The organism is Streptomyces sp. NPDC088157 (assembly GCF_044741545.1).
Taxonomy (GTDB): Bacteria; Actinomycetota; Actinomycetes; order Streptomycetales; family Streptomycetaceae; genus Streptomyces.
This window is the reverse complement of sequence record NZ_JBIUSU010000013.1, coordinates 24074-50332: the sequence shown is the minus strand read 5'-3', so window position 1 is coordinate 50332 and position 26259 is coordinate 24074. Positions and strand designations below refer to the sequence as shown.

25 protein-coding genes are annotated in these 26259 nt (G+C 72.4%); 10 read left to right on the top strand and 15 right to left on the bottom strand.

Going from position 1 to position 26259, the window contains the following annotated elements; translation table 11 throughout:
- Positions 1-33: 33 nt before the first annotated feature.
- The 4 genes from ACIPFH_RS38805 to ACIPFH_RS38790 all read right to left on the bottom strand — a co-directional run bounded on the left by ACIPFH_RS38805 (position 34) and on the right by ACIPFH_RS38790 (position 5317).
- Positions 34-2493 carry a SpoIIE family protein phosphatase gene (locus tag ACIPFH_RS38805; protein ID WP_401834081.1) on the bottom strand — a complete coding sequence of 820 codons (2460 nt, stop codon included), beginning with the start codon at positions 2491-2493 and terminating at the stop codon, positions 34-36.
- A 134-nt stretch (positions 2494-2627) separates the two neighbouring features.
- Positions 2628-3857: an ornithine--oxo-acid transaminase gene (gene rocD / locus ACIPFH_RS38800; RefSeq protein WP_401834080.1), complete on the bottom strand. Its 1230-nt coding sequence runs from the start codon at positions 3855-3857 to the stop codon at positions 2628-2630.
- Positions 3854-4666, bottom strand: coding sequence for a dimethylargininase (ddaH, locus tag ACIPFH_RS38795; RefSeq protein ID WP_401834078.1), 813 nt, complete (start codon positions 4664-4666; stop codon positions 3854-3856). The genes rocD and ddaH overlap by 4 nt, the downstream gene beginning before the upstream one ends.
- A 165-nt stretch (positions 4667-4831) precedes the next feature.
- Positions 4832-5317, bottom strand: coding sequence for an Lrp/AsnC family transcriptional regulator (locus ACIPFH_RS38790; RefSeq protein WP_356248252.1), 486 nt, complete (start codon positions 5315-5317; stop codon positions 4832-4834).
- A 78-nt stretch (positions 5318-5395) separates the two neighbouring features.
- Between ACIPFH_RS38790 and ACIPFH_RS38785 the strand changes: the two genes are divergently transcribed.
- Genes ACIPFH_RS38785 through ACIPFH_RS38770 form a run of 4 tightly spaced genes read left to right on the top strand, consistent with a single transcriptional unit; the run spans position 5396 to position 9454 of the window.
- Positions 5396-6160: a LytTR family transcriptional regulator DNA-binding domain-containing protein gene (locus ACIPFH_RS38785; RefSeq protein WP_356248250.1), complete on the top strand. Its 765-nt coding sequence runs from the start codon at positions 5396-5398 to the stop codon at positions 6158-6160.
- 2 nt (positions 6161-6162) lie between these two features.
- Complete coding sequence (locus ACIPFH_RS38780; protein WP_356248248.1) at positions 6163-6525, top strand: hypothetical protein; 363 nt, start codon at positions 6163-6165, stop codon at positions 6523-6525.
- Entirely contained in the window at positions 6522-8252 is a 1731-nt protein-coding gene (locus tag ACIPFH_RS38775) for a cation acetate symporter (RefSeq protein WP_401834074.1), read from the top strand. The genes ACIPFH_RS38780 and ACIPFH_RS38775 overlap by 4 nt, the downstream gene beginning before the upstream one ends.
- Positions 8249-9454, top strand: coding sequence for a histidine kinase (locus ACIPFH_RS38770; protein ID WP_356248244.1), 1206 nt, complete (start codon positions 8249-8251; stop codon positions 9452-9454). The genes ACIPFH_RS38775 and ACIPFH_RS38770 overlap by 4 nt, the downstream gene beginning before the upstream one ends.
- Positions 9455-9482: 28 nt before the next feature.
- Here ACIPFH_RS38770 and ACIPFH_RS38765 read toward each other — a convergent pair whose 3' ends face one another.
- The 5 genes from ACIPFH_RS38765 to ACIPFH_RS38745 form a co-directional block, all read right to left on the bottom strand.
- Positions 9483-9653: a hypothetical protein gene (locus ACIPFH_RS38765; protein ID WP_356248242.1), complete on the bottom strand. Its 171-nt coding sequence runs from the start codon at positions 9651-9653 to the stop codon at positions 9483-9485.
- 60 nt (positions 9654-9713) lie between these two features.
- Entirely contained in the window at positions 9714-10664 is a 951-nt protein-coding gene (locus ACIPFH_RS38760; protein ID WP_401834071.1) for a cytochrome c oxidase assembly protein, read from the bottom strand.
- A gap of 288 nt (positions 10665-10952) precedes the next feature.
- Positions 10953-11978, bottom strand: coding sequence for a 6-phosphofructokinase (locus tag ACIPFH_RS38755; protein WP_401834069.1), 1026 nt, complete (start codon positions 11976-11978; stop codon positions 10953-10955).
- 240 nt (positions 11979-12218) lie between these two features.
- Complete coding sequence (locus ACIPFH_RS38750; protein WP_356248236.1) at positions 12219-12947, bottom strand: glutamine amidotransferase; 729 nt, start codon at positions 12945-12947, stop codon at positions 12219-12221.
- A gap of 17 nt (positions 12948-12964) precedes the next feature.
- Positions 12965-14203, bottom strand: coding sequence for a MurT ligase domain-containing protein (locus tag ACIPFH_RS38745; protein ID WP_356248234.1), 1239 nt, complete (start codon positions 14201-14203; stop codon positions 12965-12967).
- 158 nt (positions 14204-14361) lie between these two features.
- On the opposite strand from ACIPFH_RS38745, the gene def reads away from it, so the two are divergent.
- The gene (def, locus tag ACIPFH_RS38740) at positions 14362-14916 is read left to right on the top strand and encodes a peptide deformylase (RefSeq protein ID WP_401834067.1); all 555 of its coding nucleotides are present in this window, start codon (positions 14362-14364) and stop codon (positions 14914-14916) included.
- Positions 14917-15123: 207 nt separating this feature from the next.
- Here the strand turns inward: def and ACIPFH_RS38735 are convergent, their stop codons facing one another.
- Entirely contained in the window at positions 15124-15765 is a 642-nt protein-coding gene (locus ACIPFH_RS38735) for a TetR family transcriptional regulator (protein ID WP_356248230.1), read from the bottom strand.
- 178 nt (positions 15766-15943) lie between these two features.
- Here ACIPFH_RS38735 and ACIPFH_RS38730 point away from each other — a divergent pair, with 178 nt between their 5' ends.
- Positions 15944-17170 carry an acyl-CoA dehydrogenase family protein gene (locus tag ACIPFH_RS38730; RefSeq protein ID WP_054240462.1) on the top strand — a complete coding sequence of 409 codons (1227 nt, stop codon included), beginning with the start codon at positions 15944-15946 and terminating at the stop codon, positions 17168-17170.
- A 108-nt stretch (positions 17171-17278) separates the two neighbouring features.
- On the opposite strand, the gene ACIPFH_RS38725 is transcribed toward ACIPFH_RS38730, so the two are convergent.
- From ACIPFH_RS38725 to ACIPFH_RS38705, 5 genes are all read right to left on the bottom strand, one after another.
- Positions 17279-17515 carry a DUF6213 family protein gene (locus tag ACIPFH_RS38725; protein ID WP_054240463.1) on the bottom strand — a complete coding sequence of 79 codons (237 nt, stop codon included), beginning with the start codon at positions 17513-17515 and terminating at the stop codon, positions 17279-17281.
- 25 nt (positions 17516-17540) lie between these two features.
- Entirely contained in the window at positions 17541-18926 is a 1386-nt protein-coding gene (locus ACIPFH_RS38720) for an NADP-dependent succinic semialdehyde dehydrogenase (protein ID WP_401834064.1), read from the bottom strand.
- Between the two features lie 118 nt (positions 18927-19044).
- A complete protein-coding gene (locus ACIPFH_RS38715; protein ID WP_401834062.1) occupies positions 19045-19518 on the bottom strand; it encodes an NUDIX domain-containing protein in 474 nt (157 codons plus the stop codon).
- The gene (locus tag ACIPFH_RS38710; RefSeq protein WP_401834060.1) at positions 19515-21053 is read right to left on the bottom strand and encodes an ATP-dependent DNA ligase; all 1539 of its coding nucleotides are present in this window, start codon (positions 21051-21053) and stop codon (positions 19515-19517) included. The genes ACIPFH_RS38715 and ACIPFH_RS38710 overlap by 4 nt, the downstream gene beginning before the upstream one ends.
- 76 nt (positions 21054-21129) lie before the next feature.
- Complete coding sequence (locus ACIPFH_RS38705) at positions 21130-22116, bottom strand: NAD(P)/FAD-dependent oxidoreductase (RefSeq protein WP_401834058.1); 987 nt, start codon at positions 22114-22116, stop codon at positions 21130-21132.
- 79 nt (positions 22117-22195) lie between these two features.
- On the opposite strand from ACIPFH_RS38705, the gene ACIPFH_RS38700 reads away from it, so the two are divergent.
- From ACIPFH_RS38700 to ACIPFH_RS38685, 4 genes are all read left to right on the top strand, one after another.
- Positions 22196-22768, top strand: a complete 573-nt coding sequence (locus ACIPFH_RS38700; RefSeq protein ID WP_356248219.1) for an XRE family transcriptional regulator — start codon at positions 22196-22198, stop codon at positions 22766-22768.
- A gap of 110 nt (positions 22769-22878) precedes the next feature.
- Complete coding sequence (locus ACIPFH_RS38695; RefSeq protein ID WP_401834055.1) at positions 22879-23850, top strand: NADPH:quinone oxidoreductase family protein; 972 nt, start codon at positions 22879-22881, stop codon at positions 23848-23850.
- On the top strand, positions 23847-25031 hold the full coding sequence (locus tag ACIPFH_RS38690; RefSeq protein WP_401834052.1) for an acyl-CoA dehydrogenase family protein: 1185 nt from the start codon (positions 23847-23849) through the stop codon (positions 25029-25031). The genes ACIPFH_RS38695 and ACIPFH_RS38690 overlap by 4 nt, the downstream gene beginning before the upstream one ends.
- Complete coding sequence (locus ACIPFH_RS38685; protein WP_401834051.1) at positions 25028-26110, top strand: acyl-CoA dehydrogenase family protein; 1083 nt, start codon at positions 25028-25030, stop codon at positions 26108-26110. Before ACIPFH_RS38690 ends, ACIPFH_RS38685 begins: the two co-directional genes overlap by 4 nt.
- The last annotated feature ends 149 nt before the right edge of the window (positions 26111-26259 follow it).

Sequence of the window (26259 nt, the reverse complement as noted above, 5' to 3'; positions counted from 1 at the left end):
GAATGGGGTCGGCCGGGCGTCTCGCGGGACCGTTCACACGCCGGGATCCGCGAGCGGCTGCTCGGCCCAGATGATCTTGCCCTCGGGCAGGAAGCGGGTGCCCCAGCGCTGACTGACCTGCGAGACCAGCAGCAGCCCGCGGCCGCCCTCGTCGGTGGCGCGCGGATGGCGCAGGTGCGGTGCGGTGGCGCCGCCGTCGAAGACCTCGCAGACCAGCGTGCGCTCGCGGATCAACCGCAGCCGGATCGGTCCGGTGGCGTACCGGATGGCGTTGGTGACGAGTTCGCTGACGACCAGTTCGGTGGTGAACGACTGCTCCGCGAGCCCCCACTCCGCCAGCCGGCGGCTCGCGGTCTTGCGGGCCACGGCCACCGCCGCCGGGTCGGCGGGCAGCTCCCAGTCGGCGACCCGGTCGGCGGGCAGGCGGCGGGTCCTGGCCATCAGCAGCGCCACGTCGTCGTACGGACGGGCGGGGACGAGGGCGTCGATCACGGCCCGGCAGCGCAGGTCGAGCGTCTCGGCCGACTGCTCCAGGGCGTGCCGCAGCCGTTCCCGGTCGGTGTCCAGCGCCCACCGCTCGCCACGGGCCAGCAGACCGTCCGTGTGCAGCGCGAGCGTGCTGCCCTCCGGCAATGTCACCACGGCCGACTCGAACGGCGGCCCGCCCGCGCCGAGCGGCGGTCCCTTGGGCAGCTCGACGAACGTGACGGTGCCGTCGGGCAGGACGACGGCCGGGGCGGGATGCCCGGCGGCGGCCATCGCGCACCGCCCGTCGACGGGGTCGTAGACGGCGTACACGCACGCGGAACCCACGGTCCGGGTGCCGTCCGTCCGGGGCCCGGCCTCCGCCTCGGCCGCGCCCTCCTCGTCGTCCATGCGGGTGACCAGGTCGTCGAGGTGCGCCAGGATCTCCTCGGGCGGCAGGTCCAGGGCGGCGAGGGTGCGCACGGCGGTCCGCACGCGCCCCATGGCCGCGGCGGCGTCGATGCCGTGCCCGGGCACCTCGCCGACCACCAGGGCCACCCGCGCCCCCGACAGCGGAATCAGGTCGTACCAGTCGCCGCCGAGGCCGGTCAGCTCGTCGGCCGGCCGGTAGCAGGCGGCCACCTCGACCGCGTCCTGCTCGGGCAGCCGTCGGGGGAGGAGGTTGCGCTGGAGCACCAGGGCCGCGTCGCGCTCGCGCGTGTAGCGGCGGGCGTTGTCCACGCAGACGGCCGCCCGGGAGACGAGGTCCTCGGCGAGCGCCAGGTCGTCCTCGTCGAAGGGGTCGTGCCGGTGGCGGCGCAGGAAGGTGGTGACGCCGAGGGTGGCGCCGCGCGCCCGGACCGGCACGATCAGGGCACTGGTCGGCTCGGACCCGGCGAGCAGCCCCGCGACCCCCTCCTGGGTGAGCGCATCGAGCGGGTCCAGCGGGTCGAGCCGCTCGACCCGCAAGGGCCGCCCGCCGACCAGACAGCGCACCGCGGGCGAGCCGGCCCGGTACACGACGGCGGGGGCGCCGGTCGCTTCCCCGGGGTCGTCGGCCGTCCGCCGCCCTGCCCGGCGCAGGGTGACGGAGTCGTCCGGGCCGTCCGCCGTCTGTGCCGGCGCGGGCTCCGCGCCCCGCAGCACGGGCTCCAGCAGATCGACGGTGACGACGTCGGCGAAGCCCGGCACCGCCACGTCCGCCAGCTCCTGAGCGGTCCGGACGATGTCCAGGGTGCGGCCGATGCGCCGGCCGGCCCGGTCCAGCAGGGCGAGCCGCTGCCGGGCGCGGTGCCGCTCGGTCATGTCCACGACCGTGTAGTAGACGCCCATCGGGCCGCCGAGGTCGTCGTCCAGCCGGGTGAACGACAGCATGTGCGCCGTCTCGCGATGCGGAGCGGCCCGCACCCGCCCCACGAGCTCGTACCCGATGACGGGCTCCCCGGTCTCCAGCACCCGCCGCATCTGCGCCTCGATCGCCTCGGCGTCCAGACCGGGTTGGACGTCCGCCAGCCGCAGCCCCAGCCGACGCTCGGGCGGGCCGCCGCCGAACCTGGACAGGGCCTCGTTCGACCACACGAAGCGCAGGTCGGTGTTGACCATCGCTATGCCGATCGGGGAGCCGCCGACCATCTTCTCCAGCACCGAGCGGCTCATGTTCCAGCCGTGGGCGTCGGCCATCTCGTTCAGCAGGACCAGCCAGCGGGGGCGGCCACCCGGCTCGTCGGCCGAGGTGATCCGCGCCATGACGGGCACCGGCCGCCCGTCCTTGCGGCGGGCCGACAGCAGCCCCGCCCAGCCGCCGGCCCGTCCGCACCGCTCGAGGACGTGCGGCACCCGTACCGCGTCCCCATGGGCGAGCAGCCCCGCCAGGTCCATGCCCACCACCTCGGCGGCCGGATACCCCAGCAGGCGTTCGGCGTCCCTGGTCCAGCTGGTCACCACGCCCCGCGTGTCGAGCAGCAGGGGTGCGGTGTCCGCCACGCCGAACCGCCGGCGGGCAACGTCGTCCTCGTCGTATGTGCCCACGGCCGACCTCTCTGTCGCTGAGAGTGGTCTACCACCTCCCGACTCAATCTTCACCCTGCCTGCACGACTGCGGCTGAGCCACCCGGGAGCCGAACGCTCCGCCACAAGAGCGGTGATGGGACCGCCGGGGGCAGTCAGCCCCGCTGCGACAGCACCCGCTCCAGAGCGGCCAGCGCCGAGGCCAGTTCCTCACCCGTGATGGTCAGGGGCGGCGCCAGCCGGACGGTCGAGCCGTGGGTGTCCTTGACCAGGACGCCCTCCCGCATGAGACGCTCGCTCACCTCGCGCCCGGTGCCCAGTGCCGGGTCGATGTCGACGCCCGCCCACAGCCCGCGCGCCCGGAACCCGACGACGCCCTTGCCGACCAGCCCGGTCAGCCCGTCCCGCAGGGCGACGCCCAGCTCGGTCGCCCGGCGCTGGAACTCACCCGTCTCCAGCAGCTCCACGACCGCCGTGCCGACCGCGGCGGCGAGTGGATTGCCGCCGAAGGTCGACCCGTGCTCGCCCGGCCGCAGCACCGACAGCACCTCCCGCCGGGCCACCACCGCGGACACCGGCACGATCCCGCCGCCCAGCGCCTTGCCGAGCAGCAACACGTCGGGCACCACCCCCTCGTGCTCCACGGCCAGCGTCCGCCCGGTCCGGCCGAGCCCGGACTGGATCTCGTCCGCGATGAACAGGCAGTTCCTGCGGCGGGTCAGCTCCCGCACCCCGGCCAGATAGCCGTCGTCGGGGATGACGACACCCGCCTCGCCCTGGATGGGCTCGATCAGCACCGCCGCCGTCGTCTCGTCGACGGCCTCCTCCAGCGCTGCCAGGTCGTTGTACGGGACGATCCGGAAGCCCGGCGTGAACGGCCCGAAGCCCGCCCGCGCGGTCTCGTCCGTCGAGAAGCTGACGATCGTCGTCGTACGGCCGTGGAAGTTGTCGGCGGCGACCACGATCGTCGCCCGGTCGGCGGGCACGCCCTTCACCTCGTACGCCCACTTGCGGGCCACCTTGATGCCGCTCTCGACCGCCTCGGCGCCGGTGTTCATCGGCAGGACCATGTCCAGGCCGGTCAGCATCGCGAGTCGCTCGGCGAACCCGGCGAGGCGGTCGTTGTGGAAGGCGCGGGAAGTGAGGGTGAGACGGTCCAGCTGGCGGTGGGCCGCCTCGATCAGCAGGGGGTGCCGATGGCCGAAGTTGAGGGCCGAGTAGCCGGCCAGCATGTCGAGGTAGCGGCGGCCCTCGACGTCCCGCACCCAGGTGCCCTCGGCGCTCGCGACGACCACGGGCAGCGGATGGTAGTTGTGCGCGAGCACGGGCTCCTCGGCACGGATCAGCTCGGCGGAGGTGTGCGTACGGACGACGGGTGCGGTCATGAACGGATCTCCTGGGTGCAGCACTTGATGCCACCGCCGGCCTTCTGGAACTCGGAGAGGTCGACGGGGACGGGGACATAGCCGCGCTCGGTGAGACGGGAGGCGAGGGCCTCGGCCCGGGGTGCGATGAAGACATGACGGCCGTCGGAGACCGAGTTCAGGCCGAACGCCATGGCGTCGTCACGGGTGGCGAGCACCGCGTCCGGGTACAGCCGGGCGAGCACCTCCCGGCTGCCGGCGGAGAACGCCTCCGGGTAGTACGAGATGTTGTCGTCGTCCAGGACGAACAGCGCCGTGTCCAGGTGGTAGAAGTGCGGGTCCACCAGGGTCAGGCTGATCACCGGGTGGCCGAAGAACTCCTGCACCTCCCGGTGCGCCTCGCGGGTCGTGCGGAACCCGGTGCCGGCCAGCACGTACCGGCCCGTCCACACCAGGTCGCCCTCGCCCTCGCAGACGGACTCCGGCCGGTGGACGTCGTAGCCCGCCGCCGTGAACCAGGTGTCGTAGTGGACGGACTCGGGCCGCCGCTCGGGAGCGTGGAAGAGCGAGCCGAAGACACGGCCGGCCACCACGACCGCCGAGTTCGCGGCGAACACCATGTCGGGAAGACCGGGGGCCGGCTCCACGGTGTCCACGGTGTGGCCGTGGGCACGGTAGGCGCGGATCAGTGACTGCCACTGCTCCTGGGCGAGGTCGACGTCGACCGGGGTGTCGGGACGCATCCAGGGGTTGATCGCGTACTGCACGGCGAAGTGTCTGGGTTCACAGACGAGGAAGCGCCGGGGGCGCCGCACACGGCTTTCGGTCACGGTGAGGTACCTCCACCTTTCCGCATTTCCTACGGTACCGACTGGGGGGTTGACACCAAGGTAGGAACTGACCGGTACGCCCGACAAGGAACATGCGTTGCGTGTTCACGCAGGAATGCTGCGTGCTGTCGGGGGACTACGCAGGTTCGCTGCGTATGCGGAGGTTTATTCGGGAGCGGGTTGACTCGCACCCGCCTCCGGGCTGTCCGGCAGCAGATGCGACAGCACCATCACGCTGATCGTCTTGCGGATGAACGGCTCGGCCCTGATGCGCTCCAGCACGTTCTCGAAGTGCTCCACGTCCCGCGCCCGCACATGCAGCAGCGCGTCCGCCCCGCCCGTCACCGTCATCGCCGCGGTGATCTCCGGATGGTTGCGCGCCACCTCCGCGAGGCGGCGCGGCGGCGCGGCGCCCTCGCAGTACACCTCCACGTACGCCTCCGTGCGCCAGCCCAGCGCCGACGGCCGCACGGTGGCCGTGAACCCGGTGATCACCCCCGTGTCCCGCAGCCGGTCCACCCGGCGCTTGACGGCCGTCGAGGACAGACCCACGGCCGTACCGATCTCGGCGAAGCTCGTCCTGGCGTTCGCCATCAGAGCGGTGATGATCTTCCGGTCGAGGTCGTCGAAAGAGGCAGGCGCGCTGTTCATGCGCGCACTGTATCCAGCACATACGTCCACACCCCGGTACATGTCCAGGCGTGCGGATCGCCCCTACACTCCACCCTCATGCTGCGCGCCCTCGCCGTCGACGACGAACGCCCCTCGCTGGAGGAGCTGCTGTACCTGCTCACCGCCGATCCCCGGATCGGGACCGTGGAGGGCGCCGGCGACGCGACCGAGGCGCTCCGCCGCATCAACCGTGCCCTGGAGTCCGGCCCGGACGGCCCCGAGGCCATCGACGTGGTCTTCCTGGACATCCAGATGCCCGGCCTCGACGGACTCGACCTGGCCCGCCTCCTCACCGGCTTCGCGCGGCCGCCCCTGGTCGTGTTCGTCACCGCCCACGAGGACTTCGCCGTCCAGGCCTTCGACCTCAAGGCCGTCGACTACGTCCTCAAACCCGTCCGCAAGGAACGGCTCGCCGAGGCGGTCCGTCGCGCCGTCGAGCTCGGAGCCGCCGACCGGCGCGGCGCCGCTCCGCGCATCCCCGTGCACGAGCCCGACCCGGACCACATACCCGTCGAGCTCGGCGGCGTGACCCGCTTCGTCACCGTCGACGACATCACCCACGTCGAGGCACAGGGCGACTACGCCCGGCTGCACACCGACCGCGGCAGCCACCTGGTACGGATCCCGCTGTCCACCCTGGAGGAGCGCTGGCGCGCCCGCGGTTTCGTCCGCATCCACCGCCGCCATCTCGTCGCCCTGCGCCACATAGGCGAACTCCGCCTGGACGCCGGCACGGTGAGCGTCCTGGTCGGCGGCGAGGAGCTCCAGGTCAGCCGCCGCCACGCGCGCGAACTGCGCGACCTGCTGATGAGGAGGCCCTGACCATGCCGAACCAGGACCCCGTGGAACGGCGTGTCGTCGTCACCGGTCCCGCCCGCCGGGTCCGGCGGGCCTCCGGGTACTACCGCCCGCGTACCGAGATCGACGAGCAGACCACCCTCGGCCACACCTACGTCCGCTCCCTGATGCGCTCCCAACTGCGCGCCGCCCTCGCGGTGTTCGCCGTCCTCGCCCTCCTCGTGGGCCCGCTGCCCCTCCTCTTCGCGGCGATGCCCGACGCGCACCGCCTCGAATGGGCGGTCCTCGGCTTCTGCCTCTACGCCCCGCTCGTCCTGCTCGCCCGCTGGTACGTGCGCCGGGCCGAACGCAACGAACGGGACCTCATACGCCTGGTCGAGGACCGGTGAACTCGGCCTTCGCCGTCCCCGCCGTCGCCCTCGTCGTCGTCGCGACCGTTCTCGTCGGCGCCTTCGGCCTGCGCATCTCCCGCACCACCTCCGACTTCTACGTCGCCTCCCGCACCGTCGGCCCCCGCCTCAACGCGGCGGCCATCAGCGGCGAGTACCTCTCCGCCGCCTCCTTCCTGGGGATCGCGGGCCTGGTCCTGGTCCAGGGGCCGGACATGCTCTGGTACCCGGTCGGCTACACCGCGGGCTATCTGGTGCTGCTCCTCTTCGTCGCCGCCCCGCTGCGCCGCTCGGGCGCCTACACGCTCCCCGACTTCGCCGAGGCCCGCCTCGCCTCCCAGTCGGCCCGGCGGCTCGCGGGCGCCTTCGTCGTCGGCGTGGGATGGCTCTATCTGCTGCCCCAACTCCAGGGCGCGGGACTGACGTTGACGGTCCTGACCGGCGCCCCCGACTCGCTCGGCGGACTGATCGTCGCGGTCGTCGTCACCGCGACCGTCGCCGCGGGCGGCATGCGCAGCATCACCTTCGTGCAGGCCTTCCAGTACTGGCTCAAGCTCACCGCACTCCTCGTCCCCGCGCTCTTCCTGGTCCTCGCCTGGCAGGGTGACGGAGCGCCCCGCGACGCCTTCGGGGAACCGGCCACCTTCCGCGACCAGCGGGTCGTCCGCGTCGACGACAGCCTCGACCTCAGACTGGAGCGCCCGCTGACCGTGACGGTGAACGGCACGATCGACGGCCGCCCGCACCAGGACGCCGTGCTCAGCCTCCCCGCCGGCACGCACCACATCGACCGGGGCACCCGCCTCACCTTCGCCGAGGGCACCGCGGTCCCCGTCGCCGAGCGCGGCAGCAACGGCGGCATGTCCACCTCCCTCGCCGCCGGCCGCGAGGAACGGCCCCTGTACGCCACCTACGGCCTGATCCTCGCGACCTTCCTCGGCACCATGGGCCTGCCGCACGTCGTCGTCCGCTTCTACACCAGCCCGAACGGGGTCGCCGCCCGCCGCACCACCGTCGCCGTCCTCGCCCTGATCGGCGCCTTCTACCTGCTGCCGCCCGTCTACGGCGCCCTCGGCCGCCTCTACGCCCCCGAACTGGCCCTCAGCGGCGACGCCGACGCGGCCGTCCTGCTGCTGCCCGACCGGGTGATCGGCGGCCTCGGCGGCGACCTGCTGGGCGCGCTGGTCGCCGGGGGAGCCTTCGCCGCCTTCCTGTCCACGGCGTCCGGCCTGACACTGGCCGTCGCGGGCGTGCTCACCCAGGACGTCCTGCCGACCCGCGGCGTACGGCACTTCCGGCTCGGCACCGGGCTGGCCATGGCCGTACCCCTCGCCGCGAGCCTGCTGGTGGGCGGGCTGCCGGTGGCCGACGCGGTCGGGCTGGCCTTCGCGGTGTCGGCGTCGTCCTTCTGCCCGCTCCTGGTCCTCGGCATCTGGTGGCGACGGCTGACCCCGCCCGGCGCGGCCGCCGGGATGCTGGTGGGCGGCGGTTCGGCGTTCGTCGCCGTCGCCGCGACCATGGCGGGGTTCCCCGGCACGGGCGGCCTGCACGCGCTGCTCGCCTGGCCCGCGCTGTGGTCCGTACCGCTCGGCTTCCTCACCATGATCCTGGTGTCCCTGGCCACCCCGGGCCGGGTGCCGGCCGGCACGGCGGCGATCCTGGCCCGGTTCCACCTGCCCGAGGAACTGAGCACGGGGGAACTGCGGGCGGCGGAGGCGAAGGGATGAGCGGCTTCCTCGCGGGCGTCTGCATCGCGATCCTCCCCTTCCTCGCCGCGGGCTTCTGGCTGGGCCGCCGCACGACCCGCCCGGAGAACCTGGGCGGCCTGGGCACCCCCGTGGAACACGCCACCTTCGAGACCCTGCACACCGCCTCACTCGCCGCACCCCCGCTCCGGGCGGGCCTCACGGAGGAGACGGCCCGCAGATCGGCCCGCAGGCTGCGCACGCTGCTCGGCACGGACGCGCTGTGCCTGACCGACGAGAAGGAGGTGCTGGCCTGGGACGGCGTGGGGTCGCACCACCGCGCCGAGATCGTCCAGCGGCTGGCCGGCCCCCTGGAGAGCGGCCGCGGCGAGGCCTTCCGCCTCACCTGCGAGCACGCCGACTGTCCCGTCCGCTGGGCCGTGCTCGCGCCGCTCACCGTCGACGACCGGGTGCACGGGGTCCTCGTGGCCTGCGCGCCCCGCGAGTCCGCCGTCCTGGTCCGGGCGGCCGGCGAGGTGGCCCGCTGGGTGAGCGTCCAGCTGGAGCTGGCCGACCTGGACCAGTCCCGCACGAAACTGATCGAGGCGGAGATCAAGGCCCTGCGCGCCCAGATCTCCCCGCACTTCGTCTTCAACTCGCTCGCCGTGATCGCGTCGTTCGTCCGCACCGACCCCGAACGCGCCCGCGAGCTGCTGCTGGAGTTCGCCGACTTCACCCGCTACTCGTTCCGCAGGCACGGCGACTTCACCACCCTCGCCGACGAACTGCACGCCATAGACCACTATCTGGCGCTGGTCCGGGCCCGCTTCGGCGACCGCCTCGCCGTCACCCTGCAGATAGCCCCCGAGGTCCTTCCGGTGGCCCTGCCCTTCCTCTGCCTCCAGCCGCTCGTCGAGAACGCCGTCAAGCACGGTCTGGAGGGCAAGGCCGACAAATGCCATATCCAGATCACCGCGCAGGACGCCGGCGCCGAAGCCCTGGTCGTCATCGAGGACGACGGCGCCGGCATGGACCCGGTCGCGCTGCGCCGCATCCTGGCCGGCGAGGTCAGCCCGTCCGGGGGCATCGGGCTGTCCAACGTGGACGACCGGCTCCGCCAGGTGTACGGCGACGACTACGGCCTGGTCATCGAGACGGCCCTCGGGGCGGGCATGAAGATCACCGCCAGGCTGCCGAAGTACCAGCCGGGCGTGCACTCGGCGGCCCGCCTCACCGGCGGGTAGGGCCTGCCCGGCGGACAGGCCCCGGACCTCAGCTCGTGCGCGTCACGACCATGGTGAGCGTGATCAGTCCCAGCACCACCCAGCCGAACCACAGCCAGCCGTTGCTGCCCAGCGCCACCGAGTAGGCGGTCACCATGACGAGCCCGCCGACGGTGAGCACCCCCATGGTCTTCGTGGAACTGTCCGTCGTACCTGCCATCGCGACACCCTCCTCAGGGCCGCCCTCCGCAGGGCGCGTTCCCTCCATGGTGCCCCGGGATCAGCGCCCGTGTGTGTCGAGCGACGCAAGATAGGCGTTGTACGCCTCCAGCTCCCGGTCGCCGTCGCGGTCGGCGGCCCGGTCCTTGCGCTTCGCCTGGCGCTGCTCGGAGCCATACCACTGGAACAGCAGCGCGATCAGGACCAGCACCGACGGGATCTCGCTGAACGCCCAGGCGATGCCGCCGGCCGCGTTCTGGTCGGTGAGCGCGTCGATGCCGAGCGAGGCGGGCGGGTTCTCGAACGTCTCGACCATCGGCTGCGACGCCATCATCAGCGCGATGCCGAAGAACGCGTGGAACGGCATGCCCGCGAACAGTTCCAGCATCCGCATCAGATAGCCCGGGCGGTTCGGCCCCGGGTCCAGGCCGATGATCGGCCAGAAGAACACCACCCCGACGGCGAGGAAGTGCACCATCATCGCGAGGTGCCCCGCCCTGGAGCCCATCAGGAAGTCGAACAGCGGCGTGAAGTACAGCGCGTAGAGACTCGCGATGAACAGCGGGATCGTGAACGCGGGATGGGTGATGATCCGCATGTAACGGCTGTGCAGAAGCATCAGCAGCAGCTCACGCGGCCCCTTCCGGCCCCGTCCGGCCGCCGGCAGCGCGCGCAGCGCCAGCGTCATGGGCGCGCCCAGCAGGAGCAGGATCGGCGACAGCATGCTGATCACCATGTGCTGCACCATGTGCACGCTGAACATGACCATTCCGTAGTCGTTCAGCCCGGTGCACATGACGAGCCCGATGGTCAGCACACCGACGACGAACGACACGGTCCGTCCCACCGGCCACGCGTCGCCGCGCCTGCGCAGCCGCAGGACCCCCCACCCGTACAGCCCGAGTCCCACCAGACAGGCGACGAGGAAGAACGGGTCCGGCGACCACTGAAGTCCCCGGCCCAGCGTGAACGGCGGCAGATCCATGGTCATGCCGTGCCCGCTGTGTCCCATGCCGCCGGCTCCTGATTCGTGGGGGGTTGTACGTTTCCTGCCGCCCACAAGAGTAGAGAAGCCCCCGGCGATCTCCGTCACCGGGGGCGAGTGGTCCCGGCCGCGGGCGCGGAGCGGCGCCCACCGGACGGCCAGGGCCTCTCGGTACGTGGATCAGGCCGGGCTCGCGAGCCCCGGCGCCGCACCTCGCCGCGTTGTCGTCGGTCGCCAGGGCTCCGCCCCGACTCACTCCTCCGCCCTGCGACGCAGGACCCCGCTCCCTGATCCGCCCTGATCCGGACGAAAGACCTAGAGCACGGTCTCCGCTTCCGTGTACCGGTCCTCGGGAACGGTCTTGAGCGTCGCGACGGCCTCCGCCAGCGGCACCATCACGATGTCCGTCCCGCGCAGGGCCGTCATCTTCCCGAACTCCTGCCGGTGCACGGCCTCCACCGCGTGCCAGCCGAACCGCGTGGCGAGGACCCGGTCGTACGCGGTCGGCGTACCGCCCCGCTGCACATGCCCGAGGATGACCGGCCGTGCTTCCTTCCCGAGCCGCGACTCCAGCTCGATGGAGAGCTGCCGGGCGATGCCGGCGAACCGCTCGTGCCCGTAGATGTCCTTCGCGCCCTCGTCGAAGGCCATGCTGCCGGCCTTCGGCTTCGCGCCCTCGGCCGCGACGACGATCGCGAACCGCTTGCCCGCCTCGAACCGCTCGCCGACCCGGCGGGCCAGCTCCTCGATGTCGAAGGGCCGCTCCGGCACGACGATGGCGTGGGCGCCGGCCGCCATGCCGGACTGAAGCGCTATCCAGCCGGTGTGCCGTCCCATGACCTCGACGACGAGCACCCGCTGGTGGGACTCGGCGGTGGTCTTCAGCCGGTCCAGCGCCTCGGTCGCGACACCGACCGCCGTGTCGAAGCCGAAGGTGACGTCGGTGCCGGCGATGTCGTTGTCGATGGTCTTCGGCACGCCCACGATCGGCAGGCCGCTGTCCGACATCAGGCGCGCGGCCTTGAGCGTGCCCTCACCGCCGATGGGGATGATCGCGTCGAGACCGAGCTCCTCGACATGGCCCCGAGCCCGCTCCACGCCGTCCCGCAGATGCGAGGGCTGGACCCGGGAGGAGCCGAGGATCGTGCCGCCGCGGGCGAGGATGCCGCCCACCGCGTCCAGGTCGAGCTTGAGGTAGTCGCACTCCAGGAGGCCCTTCCAGCCGTCCCGGAAGCCGATGACCTCGTCGCCGTGGTCGGCGACGGCACGGTGCACGACGGACCGGATGACGGCGTTCAGGCCGGGGCAGTCGCCGCCGGACGTGAGGACACCAATGCGCATAGCCCGAACAACCTTCTCCACGTGGGCCGGGTCCGGACCACTCTGTCCGGCTCGAATCCCCGCCACCCTAGCGGCAGGAGGGGGCGGGGCCGAAGCACGCGTCCGCCTGCTGGACGTGCCTGCTCACCTGTGCGGATGTACCGTCAGACGGGCTGCTGACGGCACCCTGACAAACAGGTGAACACACGACCGCGCGGGCGGCCGCCCGGCAGCGTCAGGCAGGCTGCCGCGCGGCTGTACTTACGCAGGCTGCTGCGCGGCCGCGATGCGCTCGTTGCGGAGCGCCTCGTACCAGTGGTCGTCGATCGGCGGCAGCGCGTTCACGTCGAGCGCCAGCTTCAGCAGCAGGTCCGCGATCAGTGGGTTACGCGCGAGCACCGGGCCGTGCATGTACGTGCCGAAGACGGTGTCGTTGTACGCGCCCTCGGTGCCGTCACCGGTGCCGTTGCCCTTGCCGAGCTGAACACGGGCGAGGGGGCGGGCGGTCGGGCCGAGGTGGGTGACGCCCTGGTGGTTCTCGAAGCCGGTCAGCGGGGGCAGGCCGAGCCGCGGGTCGATGTCCCCGAGGACGTCGCCGACGCACCGCTCGCCCTCGCCGCGCGTCGTCGTCACGTCCAGCAGACCGAGACCGGGCTCGCGCTGGCCGAGGTCGTTGACGAACTCGTGGCCCAGGATCTGGTAGCCGGCGCAGACCGCGAACACGATCGCGCCGTTGTTCACCGCCTGGTACAGGTGCGCGTCCCGGCGCAGCCGCTCCGCCGCGAGCCGCTGCGGCCGGTCCTCACCGCCACCGATCAGGTAGATGTCGCCGGAGGTCGGGATCGGCTGGTCGCTGCGTACGTCGAGCCGCGCCACGTCGAGGCCGCGCTGCCGGGCACGACGCTCGACGACGAGGGCGTTGCCCTGGTCGCCGTAGGTGCTCAGCAGGTCCGGGTAGATCCACACCAGCCGCAGTTGGTTGTCGCTCATGGAAACGTCCTTCGGGGTCAGTTGCCGACGCGGCGGCGAAGGTCCTGGAACGCGGTGTAGTTCGCGATGACCTCGATGCGGCCCGGCGGCGCCTGCTGCACGGCCTGATCGAGGTTCTCGCACACCTGGAAGTGCTGGTTGGCGACCTCCAGACGCACCGCGAGGTCCAGCTTGCGGTCACCGACGACGAAGATCGGGTGGCCGGTCAGACGCGTGTAGTCGACGTCCCACAGCCAGGAGGTGTCGGTGCCGTCGGCGCCGCGCGCGTTCACCGAGAGGATCACCGGGGTGGGCGGCGGATCGATCAGGCTGAACGTCTCGAGCCAGCCCGCCGGGTTCTTCGCGAGCAGCAGCCGCAGGTCACGGCCCTGGAACTGGACGACGTCATAGCGCCCGGCGACGGCCTGCACCTGGTACATCCGCTCCAGCGCCACCTGCGGAGGCACCCCGAAGACGGCGACCACGGCGGCCGAGGAGGCGGCGTTGGCCTTGTTGGCGCGGCCCGGCAGCTGGAGGTGGATCGGCCAGGCGGACCCGTGCGGGTCGAGGACGTGGTCGCCGGAGAGCGCCCAGCTCGGCGTCGGACGCCGGAAGCCGCACTCGCCGCAGAACCAGTCGTCGCCCGGCCGCTGCATGACGCCGCCGCAGGACGGGCACGACCAGGCGTCGTCCTTCCACATCTGCCCGGCGGCGACCCAGATCACGTTGGGGGAGGAGGAGGCGGCCCACACCACCAGCGGGTCGTCGGCGTTCGCGACGACGACGGCCTTCGAACCGGCAAGCCCCTCACGCCAGTTCTCCGCGAGCATGCGGGTCTCGGCGGCGCGGTCCAGCTGGTCGCGGGAGAGGTTGAGCAGCGCGATGCACTTGGGGGCGGTGTCCCGGGCCACGCCCGCCAGGTACTTCTCGTCGACCTCGATCACGCCGTAGCGGGCCTCGGAGCCGCCGGCGAGGGCCGAGGTGATGCCGGCCGGCATGTTGGCGCCCAGCGCGTTGGACACGACGGGCCCGGCGGCGCGCAGCGCCTCGGCGATCAGCCGCGTGGTCGTGGTCTTGCCGTTGGTCGCCGAGACGAGGATGACGTCCAGGTTCTGGGCGAGCCGGGCGAGGAGGTCGGGGTCGAGTTTGAGCGCCACCCGGCCGCCGATCACCGAACCGCTGCCGCGCCCCGCGGCGCGCGACGCCGCCGCGACCGCCTTGCCGGCGGTCACGGCGATCTTGGCCCGCGGCGTGAGCGGGTCCGAGTTGCCTGCCATCAGTTCTCGATCCTCCTTGCGTACGCGCCGCGCCTCTGCCGTACGGCAACGTGGTAGGTGGTCAGCCTATCGAGATCCATTCGCACTCCCGAATCCCGGCACCACCTCACGCCCGCGTGCGGCATGCGCGTGTCAGAAAGGACCGTACCCTTGCCGCCATGCGACACCGCTCCATCCCGGGCGCCCACGGGCGCGTTCGGCCCCTCTCCCTGCTCGGCGATCGCGTCCTGCACACCCGCTGCGAGGACGTCACCGACTTCGGCCCCGAACTCGCCCGCCTGGTCGAGGACATGTTCGCCACGATGTACGCGGCCCAGGGGGTGGGCCTCGCCGCCAACCAGGTGGGCGAGCCGCTGAGGGTCTTCGTCTACGACTGCCCCGACGACGAGGACGTCCGCCACCTGGGCCATGTGGTGAACGCCCGGCTGGTGGAGGCGGACGGCATCGTCCTGCGCGGCCCGGAGGGCTGTCTGTCCCTGCCGGGTCTGGAGGCGGGGACGGAGCGCCACGACCGCGCGGTGGTCGAGGGGTTCACGGTCACGGGCGAGCCGGTCACCGTGCACGGCACGGGATTCTTCGCCAGATGCCTGCAGCACGAGGCGGACCATCTGGAGGGCGTGGTGTACGCGGACCGCGTGACGGGCCCGCGCAGAAGCAGGCTGATGCGTCAGGCCTCGCGAGCCCCCTGGAGCCGGGGGACCGGTCCCGCGTAGGCACGCGGGCCCCGAACCAGCAGCCGCGGGCCCCCGCCCGAATCCTGAGCCGCGCGCCCCCGCCCCGAACCCGGAGCTGTGCGCCCCCGCCCCGAACCCGGAGCTGTGCGCCCCCCGTCCCGAACCCGGAGCCCCGTGCCCCGAACCCGAAGCCGCCCCGAACCCGGAGCCGCGCGCCCCGAACCCGCCGGGCTCGTGGAGCAACCGTCAGAAGCCGGGACCGCCGAGCTTGTCGCCCGCGGCCGCGAGGCGGCCCCACAGCAGGTCTGCCAGACTTCGTACCAGCTCGGCCCGCGAACAGGGCCGCTCACCCAGCCACCAGTCCCCGGCCGCGTGCATCATGCCGACGATCCCGTGCCCCCACACCCGAGCCAGCTGCTGGCTTCCGGGTCCGAGGTCCACCCGGTCCTCGATGACCTGGGCCAACTCCTCACCCATCCGCCGAAGCAGAGGAGCCGAGTGCTTACCCACGTCGAAGCCCTGTTCGCCCGGCGATCCGTCCGACGGATGCATCAGGAACCGATAGACCTGAGGCCGGGCCTCGATCGCGAAGAGGTAGGTGTCCAACGTGGCTTCCACCCGCTCCCGTCGCTCGGCGGGGGCGTCCAGCGCGGCCCGCAGCGAATCCAGCAGCGCGTCGGTGTGCCGCTTGGCGAGGGCGGCGTACAGTCCGCCCTTGTCGCCGAAGTGCCGGTAGAGGATCGGCTTCGTGATGCCCGCCTCCGCCGCGATCGCGTTCATCGAGGCCTGCGGGCCGTCGCGCAGCACCACCCGGTCGGCGGCTTCCAGCAGCTCGCGCCGTCGGCGGTCGGCGGACCGCTGTTGCTCGGTCCGCTGCGTGGTGTCCATGATCTCTCCCCACCCGTGCTGTTTCGGTGACGCCTGCGCAAACTAACACCTGGCAGCAGCCTGACACCGAACGGGCCAGGGGGCTCCCGGGCTGCCGACAGGAGTTGACTTTTCCTACCGACCGGTAACAGACTCGCGTTACCGCTAGTAACATGCACGTTCCGCCGCTGGAGGGGACATGGCCGAGTTCACCATGGAGCTCAACGACGAACAGAAGGAGGTCCGGGACTGGCTGCACGGATTCGCGGCCGACGTCATCCGCCCCGCGGCCGCCGAATGGGACGAGCGTGAGGAGACTCCCTGGCCGGTCATCCAGGAGGCCGCGAAGGTCGGCATCTACTCCCTCGATTTCTATGCGCAGCAGTACTTCGACCCCACCGGCCTCGGCATCCCGATGGCCATGGAGGAGCTGTTCTGGGGCGACGCGGGCATCGCCCTGTCGATCGTAGGCACCGGACTGGCCGCCGTGGGCGTTCTCGCCAACGGAACCGAGGAGCAGATCGGCACCTGGATCCCCCAGATGTACGGCGACGCGAGCGATGTCAAGGTGGCCGCCTTCTGCTCCTCCGAGCCCGACGCCGGCTCCGACGTCGCCTCGCTGCGCACGCGTGCCGTGTACGACGAGGCCAAGGACGAGTGGGTGCTCAACGGCACGAAGACCTGGGCGACCAACGGCGGCATCGCCAACGTCCACGTCGTCGTCGCGGCCGTGGACACCGAACTCGGCTCCAAGGGGCACGCCTCCTTCATCGTGCCGCCGGGCACCCCGGGTCTCGCCCAGGGGCAGAAGTTCAAGAAGCACGGCATCCGCGCCTCGCACACCGCCGAGGTGATCCTCGACAACGTGCGGATCCCCGGCTCCTGCCTCCTCGGCGGCAAGGAGAAGCTGGACGAACGGCTGGCGCGCGCCCGCGAGCGGGCCAGGACGGGCGGCGAGCGGGTGAAGAACGCGGCGATGGCGACCTTCGAGGCCTCTCGGCCGGCGGTCGGCGCCATGGCCGTCGGCACGGCCCGCGCGGCGTACGAGGTGGCCCTCGACTACGCCAAGACGCGTGAGCAGTTCGGCCGCCCGATCATCGACAACCAGGGCGTCGCCTTCCAGCTCGCGGACATGCGCACCCAGATCGACGCCGCGCGGCTGCTGGTCTGGCGCGCCTCCTGGATGGCGATCAACGGAAAGCCGTTCACCGCCGCAGAGGGCTCGATGTCGAAGCTCTACGCCAGTGAGACCGCCAAGCAGGTCACCGCACAGGCGATCCAGATCCTCGGCGGCAACGGCTACACCCGCGAGTACCCGGTGGAGCGCATGCACCGCGACGCGGCCATTTATACGATCTTCGAGGGGACGAGCGAGATCCAGCGCCTGGTGATCGCCCGCACGCTGTCGGGGATGCCGATCCGCTAGACAGGCCCGAGGACACCGCGTGCCGACGTGACACGGCCCCGAGGGAACCACCCCCGGGGCCTGGGCGCGATCAGCGGCAACGGCCCGAGGGCTGTCCTGAGACAGCCCTCAGGGCGCACCCCCGCTGCTGTGCGCGATGCACGCCACGTCGATCCGGTCGGCCAGCTTCGCGAGCTCGATCGTCAGCGCGGCGACGGTGTCCTCGTCCAGCCCGTCCGCCCCGGCCTCGACAAGATGCAGCCACCGCCCTCCCAGCGTGCGGAGCAGCTTGCTCACGTCGGCCGCGGACACCTGCAAGGTCCCGCGGTCGTCGACGATCAGCGGCAGAGTCACTTCGCGGTTCACATCCGGGATCGTAACCGCGCGACGCTCACGCACCGTGCCAAACCGTGGTGATGTTGCAGAACTCCCGGATTCCGTGCCCGGACAGCTCACGGCCGTATCCGGACCGCTTCACCCCGCCGAAGGGGAACCCCGGATGGGACGCGGTCATCCCGTTGACGTACACCCCGCCGGCCTCGAGATCCCGTACGAAACGGTCGACCTCGGCCTCGTCCCGCGTCCACACGTTGGAACTCAGTCCGAACGGCGAGTCGTTGGCGATGAGCACCGCCTCGTCCAGGTCGGCGGCCCGGTACAGCGTCGCGACCGGCCCGAACGCCTCCTCCCGGTGGATGCGCATCCGGCGGGTGATGCCGGCGAGGACGGTCGGCGGGTAGTACCAGCCGGGCCCGTCGGGACGTTCGCCCCCGCACAGCACTGCGGCGCCGCCGCGTCGGGCGTCGTCCACCAGCTCCTCCAGGTCCGACCGTCCCTGTTCGCTCGCCAGCGGCCCGACCTCCGTCTCCTCCGCCAGCGGGTCGCCGACCTTCAGCGCCGCCATGCCCGCCACGAAGCGCTCGGTGAACGCGTCGTACACGTCCGTGTGAACGATGAACCGCTTGGCCGCGATGCACGACTGCCCGTTGTTCTGCACCCGCGCCGTCACCGCCGTCTGCGCGGCCCGGTCCACGTCCGCCGACGGCATGACCACGTACGGGTCGCTGCCGCCCAGCTCCAGCACCGTCTTCTTGATCATCTCCCCGGCGGTGGAGGCGACCGCCCGGCCGGCCGGCTCGCTCCCGGTCAGGGTCGCCGCCTTCACGCGCTCGTCCCGCAGGATGTCGTCGATCGCGCCGGAGCCCACGAGCAGCGTCTGGAAACAGCCCTCGGTGAAGCCGGCCCGGTGGAACAGGTCCTCCAGGTAGAGGGCGGTCTGCGGGACGTTCGAGGCGTGCTTGAGCAGCCCCACGTTGCCCGCCATCAGCGCCGGCGCGGCGAACCGGACCACCTGCCACAGCGGGAAGTTCCACGGCATCACCGCGAGCACCGGCCCCAGCGGCCGGTAGCGGACCAGGGCGCGTGCGCCTCCGGAGTCCTTCACGTCGGCGGCGGCCGGCTCCTCGTCGGCGAGCAGTTCGGCCGCGTGCTCGGCGTACCAGCGCATCGCCCGGGCGCACTTCGCGGCCTCCGCGCGGGCCTGCTTCACCGGCTTGCCCATCTCGGTGGTCATCACCCGGCCGATCTCCCGCTGGTCCTCGTCCAGGAGGTCGGCGGCCCGGTTCAGCAGGCGGGCGCGTTCGGCGAACGTCGTGGTCCGGTACGTACGGAACGTGGCCTCGGCCAGCTGGAGCCGGCGCTGCAGCTCCTCCTCGTCCATGGCCTCGTACGTCTTGAGCGTCTCGCCGTTCGCCGGATTCACCGTCGCGATGGGCATGACCGACCTCCTGAAGAGCTGACTGTGCTTCGACTTTCCCGCGCCGGACCCGGGGCCGCAACGCGGCGGAAGTGCGTGCCGGACCCGGCGGCCCCGGGACGATCCGAAAGGCGCGTTCCTAGCCCGAGTGCTCCGCCAGGCGGTCGAGAAACGCGGCCTGTGCCGTGACGATCACGTCGCGGGCCCGGTCGAGCCCGAACCAGGCCACCCGGTCCAGCTCCGGGAACTCCTGGGTCCGCCCGGACCTCGGCGGCCATTCCATCGTGAACGTGCCGGGATCGATGGCGGCCGGGTCGAGATCGGCCTCGATCGCCCAGACGGTCACGAGCTTGCCGTTCGTCTGGCGGACCTCCCCGAGATCGATGGCCTCGCCGTCGGGCGGCGGCAGGCCCAGTTCCTCCTGGAACTCGCGGCGGGCCGCGTCCCAGGCGGGCTCGTCGGGCTCGTACTCGCCCTTCGGGACGGTCCACGCGCCGGCGTCCTTCTTCGCGAAGAACGGGCCGCCCATATGGCCCAGCAGCACCTGTGGGCCGTCGTCGGTGTGGCGGAACAACAGCAGGCCCGCGCTGCGCTTCTTCGGCGCGGGTGTCATGGGCGCACCTCCGGGTGGGCGGCGAGCAGGGTCTCCACCGTGTCCGCCTCCTGCGGGCGCTTGTCCTCGCGGTAGCGGAGCACCCGGGCGAAGCGGAGCGTGACGCCGGCCGGGTAGCGGGTGGAGCGTTGCAGACCGTCGTAGGCGATCTCCACGACGAGTTCGGGGCGTACGGTCACCACCTGCCCGCTCTCGTCGACGGCCAGTTCCCGCAGCCGTTCCGTCTGCCAGGTGAGCATCGTGTCGGTCAGCCCCTTGAAGGTCTTGCCGAGCATGGCGAAGCCGCCGTCCGCGGTGCGGGCGCCGAGGTGCAGGTTGGAGAGCTTGCCGGTGCGCCGCCCGTGGCCCCACTCGGCGGCCAGCACCACCAGGTCGAGCGTGTGCACGGGCTTGACCTTGAGCCAGGACGCGCCGCGCCGGCCCGCGCTGTAGGGCGCGTCGAGGGCCTTCACCACGACTCCCTCGTGCCCGCGCAGCAACGTCTCCCTCGAGAACCGCTCCGCCGTTTCGGCGTCCTCGGGGCCGGACACGACCGTGCGGCGCACCCGCATCGGCTCGGGCACCAGCCGGGCAAGTTCCGCGTGCCGTTCGGCGAACGGCAGGTCGAGCAGGTCCCGGCCGTCCACGGACAGCGCGTCGAAGAACACGGGGGAGACCGGGACCGCCTCGGCGGCCGCCGTCACGTCCACCCGGGAGCCGACCCGGCCGGCCGTCTCCTGGAAGGAGCGGGGGCGCCCCGCCTCGTCGAACGCGATGACCTCGCCGTCCAGGATGAACCGCGACCCCGCCAATCGCCGGGCCGCGTCCGTCACTTCGGGCAGCCGGTCGGTGATGTCGTCCAGGGTGCGGGTGTAGAGGCGGACGTCGTCGCCGTCGCGGTGCACCTGGACGCGGATACCGTCCAGCTTCTCCTCCACCGCGCAGACGCCGAGCTTGCCGACCGCCTCGGTGACGGAGGACGCGGTGTGCGCGAGCATCGGCAGCACCGGGCGGCCGACGGTCAGCCGGAACGCCTCCAGCGCCGCGGGCCCGTCCGCGAGCAGCGCCTGTGCCACCGTCTGCAGCGATCCGGCCAGCATCACCGCCCGCCGTACGTCCGTGGCGGGCGCCCCGGTCGCCTGTGCCAGACCCTCCACGGCGACGGCGTCCAGCGCACCCTGCCGGACCTCGCCGGTGATGAGGCCGAGCAGGAAGCGCTGTTCGTCGGCGGTGGCCGCGCCCATCAACTCACCTACCAGGCGCGCCCGTTCGGCCTGCGAACCTGGGCCCGACACCTCGCCGAGCTCGCTGAGCAGGGCGTCCACCTCCCGCACGGAGAGAGTCGGTTCGCCGGCCGGGGCCACCGGCGGGCTCAGCACCTTCCAGCCGACGCCCAGGCGTCCCTGGGGGAGGCGTCCGGCCAGGTAGGGGATGACGATCGGTACGTCGTCCGCCTCCGCGTCCCGGAAGAGTTCGGCGAGCAGGGCGATCTTGCGGGAGCGCGCCGAGGTGGCGGCGACCTCCCGGGACACGTCGGCGAGCCGGGTCAGCAGCATGCAGCCATGGTGCTACGCCGAAGGCCCCACTACATCCGCACCGCCGCCACACCCACCGCCGCCACACCCGCCGTCGCTACACCCGCACCGCCTGGCCGGCTGCGGCAGCCGCGACAGCCGCGTCGAGGTCCCCCATCAGCAGCTCCCCGTTGATCGCGGCCCCGGCCCGGTAGCCGCGGCTCGCCGCGTTCACGACCTGCTCGGCGAAGCCCGACGCGTTGCCCGCCGCCCACAGGCCGGGCACGGTCGTCAGGCCGCGTCCGTCGACCACGGGGTACGCGCCGAAGGGCGTCTCGCTCATCTCGGCGCCCAGCCGGGAGAGCAGATCCGTCCGCGGCACCGCCCGGGGCGCGACGAAGACCACGTCGCGGTCGTGCACCCGCCCGTCCTCGAGCCGGACCCCGGTGAGCCGGTCGTCCTCGACGACCAGCCCGGCCACCTCGCCGGGGAGGACCCGCACGCCGGCCGCGGCCAGCCTGCGCCGGTCCTCGTCGGTCAGCTCCGCCTCGGCGACCGTGTGCAGGAAGAAGGTCACGTCCTTCGACCACTGGGACACCATCAGCGCCTGGTGGACCCCCATCGGGGTGGTCGCGAGCACGCCGAAGGCCTGGTCGCGGACCTCCCAGCCGTGGCAGTACGGGCAGTGGAGCACGTCCCGGCCGAAGCGCTCGGCGAGACCCGCGACCGGTGGCAGCTCGTCCTTCAGGCCGGTCGCGACGACGAGCTGGCGTGCGTGCACCGTCCGGCTACCCCCGGAGGAGGGGGTACCGCCGGCGAGCCGTACGGCGAAGCCCTCGCCCACGGTGGCGTCCACCGCCCGGTCGCGGACCAGCTCCACGCCGTAGCGCGCGATCTCCTCGCGGCCGGCGGCGAGGAACTCGGCGGGCGACATGCCGTCCCGCGACAGATAGCCCTGCATATGGGCCGCGGGCGCGTTGCGTGGCTCGCCCGCGTCGACGACCAGCGTGCGGCGCCGGGCCCGGCCCAGCACGAGCGCCGCGGACAGGCCGGCGGCGCCGCCGCCGACGACGATCACTTCGTACTCATCGGCCTTCTCGGTCATGGTGACCACCTCCGCGACCACCGTCGCCGGGCGGCCGCGGGATTGACAAACATCTTTGCCGGTTCGGCAATATGGAGGCATGACTACCGATGACGTACTCGCGGAGGTCGGCCCGAGGCTGCGCCGGCTCAGGAAGGAGCGGGAGGTGACGCTCGCGGCGCTGTCCGAGTCGACCGGGATCTCCGTCAGCACCCTCTCGCGGCTGGAGTCCGGGCTGCGCAAGCCCAGTCTGGAGCTGCTGCTGCCGATCGCCCAGGCCCACCAGGTGCCGCTGGACGAGCTGGTCGGGGCGCCGCCCGTGGGCGATCCGCGGGTGCGGGCCAAGCCGATCGTGCGGCACGGGCGGACCTTCTGGCCGCTCACCCGCCAGCCCGGCGGCCTCCAGGCGTTCAAGGTGCTGGTGCCGCGCAGCGATGAGCAGCCCGAGCTGCGCACGCACGAGGGCTACGAATGGCTGTACGTGATGTCCGGGCGGCTGCGGGTCGTGCTGGGAGAACACGACGTGGTGATGGCGGCGGGAGAGGCCGCCGAGTTCGACACGCGGGTGCCGCACTGGTTCGGATCGACGGGGGAGGGCCCGGCCGAGTTCCTGAGCCTGTTCGGGCCGCAAGGGGAGCGGATGCATGTTCGGGCGAGGCCCCGGCAGGGGTGACGGAGGCGACTCTTCGGCCGTGGCCTGTTCCCTCGTGGCAAGCGACCGCTTAGTATGCGAGCGATCGGTCCGAACGCCGGTCGGACGACGCAGTCCCGTGGAGGCTCCGCATGCAGGCATGGCAGGTGCACGAGAACGGCGAGCCGAGCGAGGTGATGCGGCTCGAGGAGGTGGAGCGGCCCACCCCCGGCGACGGCCAGGTCCTGCTCAGGGTGCGCGCCGCGAACATCAACTTCCCGGACGTGCTGATGGTCCGGGGGCACTACCAGGTGCGGCCCCCGCTGCCGTTCACGCCGGGCGTGGAGATCTGCGGCGAGACCGAGGACGGCCGCCGCGTGATCGCCAACCCGGCCCTGCCGTACGGGGGCTTCGCCGAGTACGCCGTCGCCGACGCGGCCGCTCTGCTTCCCGCCCCCGAGTCGCTGGACGACGCCGAGGCCGCCGCCCTGCACATCGGCTACCAGACGGGCTGGTTCGGCCTGCACCGCAGGGCGCGCCTGGAGGCCGGCGAGACGCTGCTCGTCCACGCTGCCGCCGGAGGGGTCGGCAGCGCGGCCGTGCAGCTCGGGAAGGCGGCGGGCGCGACCGTCATCGGTGTCGTGGGCGGCGCCGAGAAGGCCGCCGTGGCCCGGGAACTGGGCTGCGACGTGGTGATCGACCGGCGGACCGAGGACGTCGTCGGCGCCGTGAAGCAGGCCACCGGTGGCCGGGGCGCGGACGTGATCTACGACCCCGTCGGCGGCGAGGCCTACACCCAGTCCGCGAAGGCCGTCGCCTTCGAGGGCCGGATCGTGGTCGTCGGCTTCGCGAGCGGAACGATTCCGAATCCCGCGCTGAACCACGCGCTCGTCAAGAACTACTCGATCCTCGGCCTGCACTGGGGCCTGTACAACACCAAGAACCCGAAGCTGGTCCAGCACTGCCACGAGCAGCTCACCGAGCTGGCCGCCCGGGGCGCGATCCGTCCGCTGGTGAGTGAGCGCGTACCGCTCGACGGGGCCGCGGCCGCCGTGCAGCGGGTCGGCGACGGCGTCACCACCGGCCGGGTCGCGGTCGTACCGCAGAACGGAGCCGCCGCATGACCGACGCAGCCGAACTGAAGCGCCGCACAGCTGAGTTGCTGGCCGCGCACCCGCCCGCCGACACCGGGCCGGCGGACTTCCTCAAGGCCCGCTTCGACGCGGGGCTGGCCTGGGTCCACTACCCCGAGGGTCTCGGCGGGCTGGGCGCGCCCCGGTCGCTCCAGGCCGTCGTGGACGCCGAGCTGGCGGCCGCGGGCGCCCCCGACAACGACCCCCGGCGCATCGGCATCGGCCTCGGCATGGCCGCGCCGACGATCCTGCGCTACGGCACCGAGGAGCAGAAGCAGCGGTTCCTGCGGCCCCTGTGGGTGGGCGAGGAGGTCTGGTGCCAGCTGTTCAGCGAGCCCGGCGCCGGCTCCGACCTGGCCGCGCTCGGCACCCGCGCCGTCCGGGAGAGCGGCGGAGGGTGGGTCGTGAACGGGCAGAAGGTGTGGACGTCCAGTGCCCACGTCGCCCGCTGGGCCATCCTCATCGCCCGCACCGACCCGGACCTGCCCAAGCACGCGGGCATCACCTACTTCGTCTGCGACATGACCGACCCGGGGGTCGAGGTCCGGCCCCTGCGCCAGATCACCGGCGAGGCCGAGTTCAACGAGGTGTTCCTCACCGACGTCCGCATCCCCGACTCGCACCGCCTCGGTGACGTCGGCGACGGCTGGCGGGTCGCGCAGACCACCCTCATGAACGAACGCGTGTCCATCGGCGGCATGCGGCTGCCCCGCGAGGGCGGCATGATCGGCCCGGTCTCGAAGACCTGGCGCGAGCGGCCCGAGCTGCGCACCCATGATCTGCACCAGCGGCTGCTGAGGCTCTGGGTCGAGGCCGAGGCCGCCCGCCTCACCGGTGAACGTCTGCGCCAGCAGCTCGTGGCCGGCCAGCCCGGCTACGAGGGCTCCGGCATGAAGCTCGCGTTCGCCCGCCTCAACCAGGAGATCAGCGGCCTGGAGGTCGAACTCCGAGGTGAGGAAGGCCTGTTGTACGACGACTGGACGATGCGCCGCCCGGAGCTGGTGGACTTCACCGGCCGCGACGCCGGATACCGCTACCTGCGGTCCAAGGGCAACAGCATCGAGGGCGGGACCAGTGAGGTCCTGCTGAACATCGTCGCCGAGCGCGTGCTGGGCCTGCCGTCCGAGCCGCGCACCGACAAGGACGTCGCCTGGAAGGACCTGGCCCGATGAGCGCACAGCCCGATCTCCTCTACTCCGAGGAGGAAGAGGCGCTGCGCGCCGCCGTCCGCGACCTGCTCGCCGACCACTGCGACGCGCCCGGGGTCATCGTGCGTACGGAGTCGGACGCACCGCACGATCTCGCGGCCTGGAAGGCGCTCTCCGACGGTATGGGCCTCGCGGGCCTGCTGGTGCCCGAGGAGCTGGGTGGCCAGGGCGCCACCCACCGCGAAGTCGCCGTGGTCCTGGAGGAGTTGGGGCGCGCCGTCGCCCCCGTGCCGTATCTGACCAGTGCCGTGGTCGCCACGGAGGCACTGCTGGTCGCCGGGGACGAGGAACTGCTCGGCCGGCTGGCGTCCGGGCGGACGATCGGCGCCCTGGCGGTCGGGCTGCACACCGCGCCCGGGGCCGCCCTGAAGGCCGTGCACGTCCAAGGAGACCTTCTTCAGGGGGAGTTGTCCGGCATCGCGGACGCCGCCGTCGCCGACGTGCTGCTCGTGCCCGCGGACGACGGCGGCCTGTACGCGGTCGACGCCTCGGCAGCGACCATCACCCCGCAGGTGTCCTTCGACCTCACCCGCCCGCTCGCGACCGTCACCCTCACCGGCGCCCCCGGCCGTCGCCTCGGCGACGCCGAACCCGCCGTGCGGCGTGCCCTGGGGGCCGGCGCCGGACTGCTGGCCTCCGAGCAGCTCGGGCTCGCGGACTGGGCGCTGACCGAGACCGTGCGTTACCTGAAGGAGCGCAAGCAGTTCAACCGGCCCGTCGGCGGCTTCCAGGCGATCAAGCACCGGCTGGCGCAGCTCTGGCTCGAGGTCGTCAATCTCCGGGCCGTGGCCCGGGGGGCGGCCGACGCGCTGGCGAGCGGCGAGGACGTCGACATCGCGGTGGCCGTCGCCCAGGCCTACGCGGCAGGGGTCGCCGTTCACGCCGCCGAGGAGGCGCTGCAACTGCACGCCGGGATCGGCATGACCTGGGAACACCCGATCCACCTCAACCTCAAGCGGGCCAAGGCCGACTCGATCGCCTACGGCACCGCGGGTGCCCACCGGACCGCCGTGGCCGAACTCGTCGATCTGCGGGCCCCCTGACCCTCACCCGGTGAAGCCCGCCCCACCTGGGGCGGGCTTTTTCGCGCTCCTGGGCGGAAGGAGTGAACAAGCGACGGCGGTCCGGCCAACTCCTGTCATGTGCAGGTTCGTTGGCCTTCGGGCAGCCCATACTCCCTGTGGTCCGGACC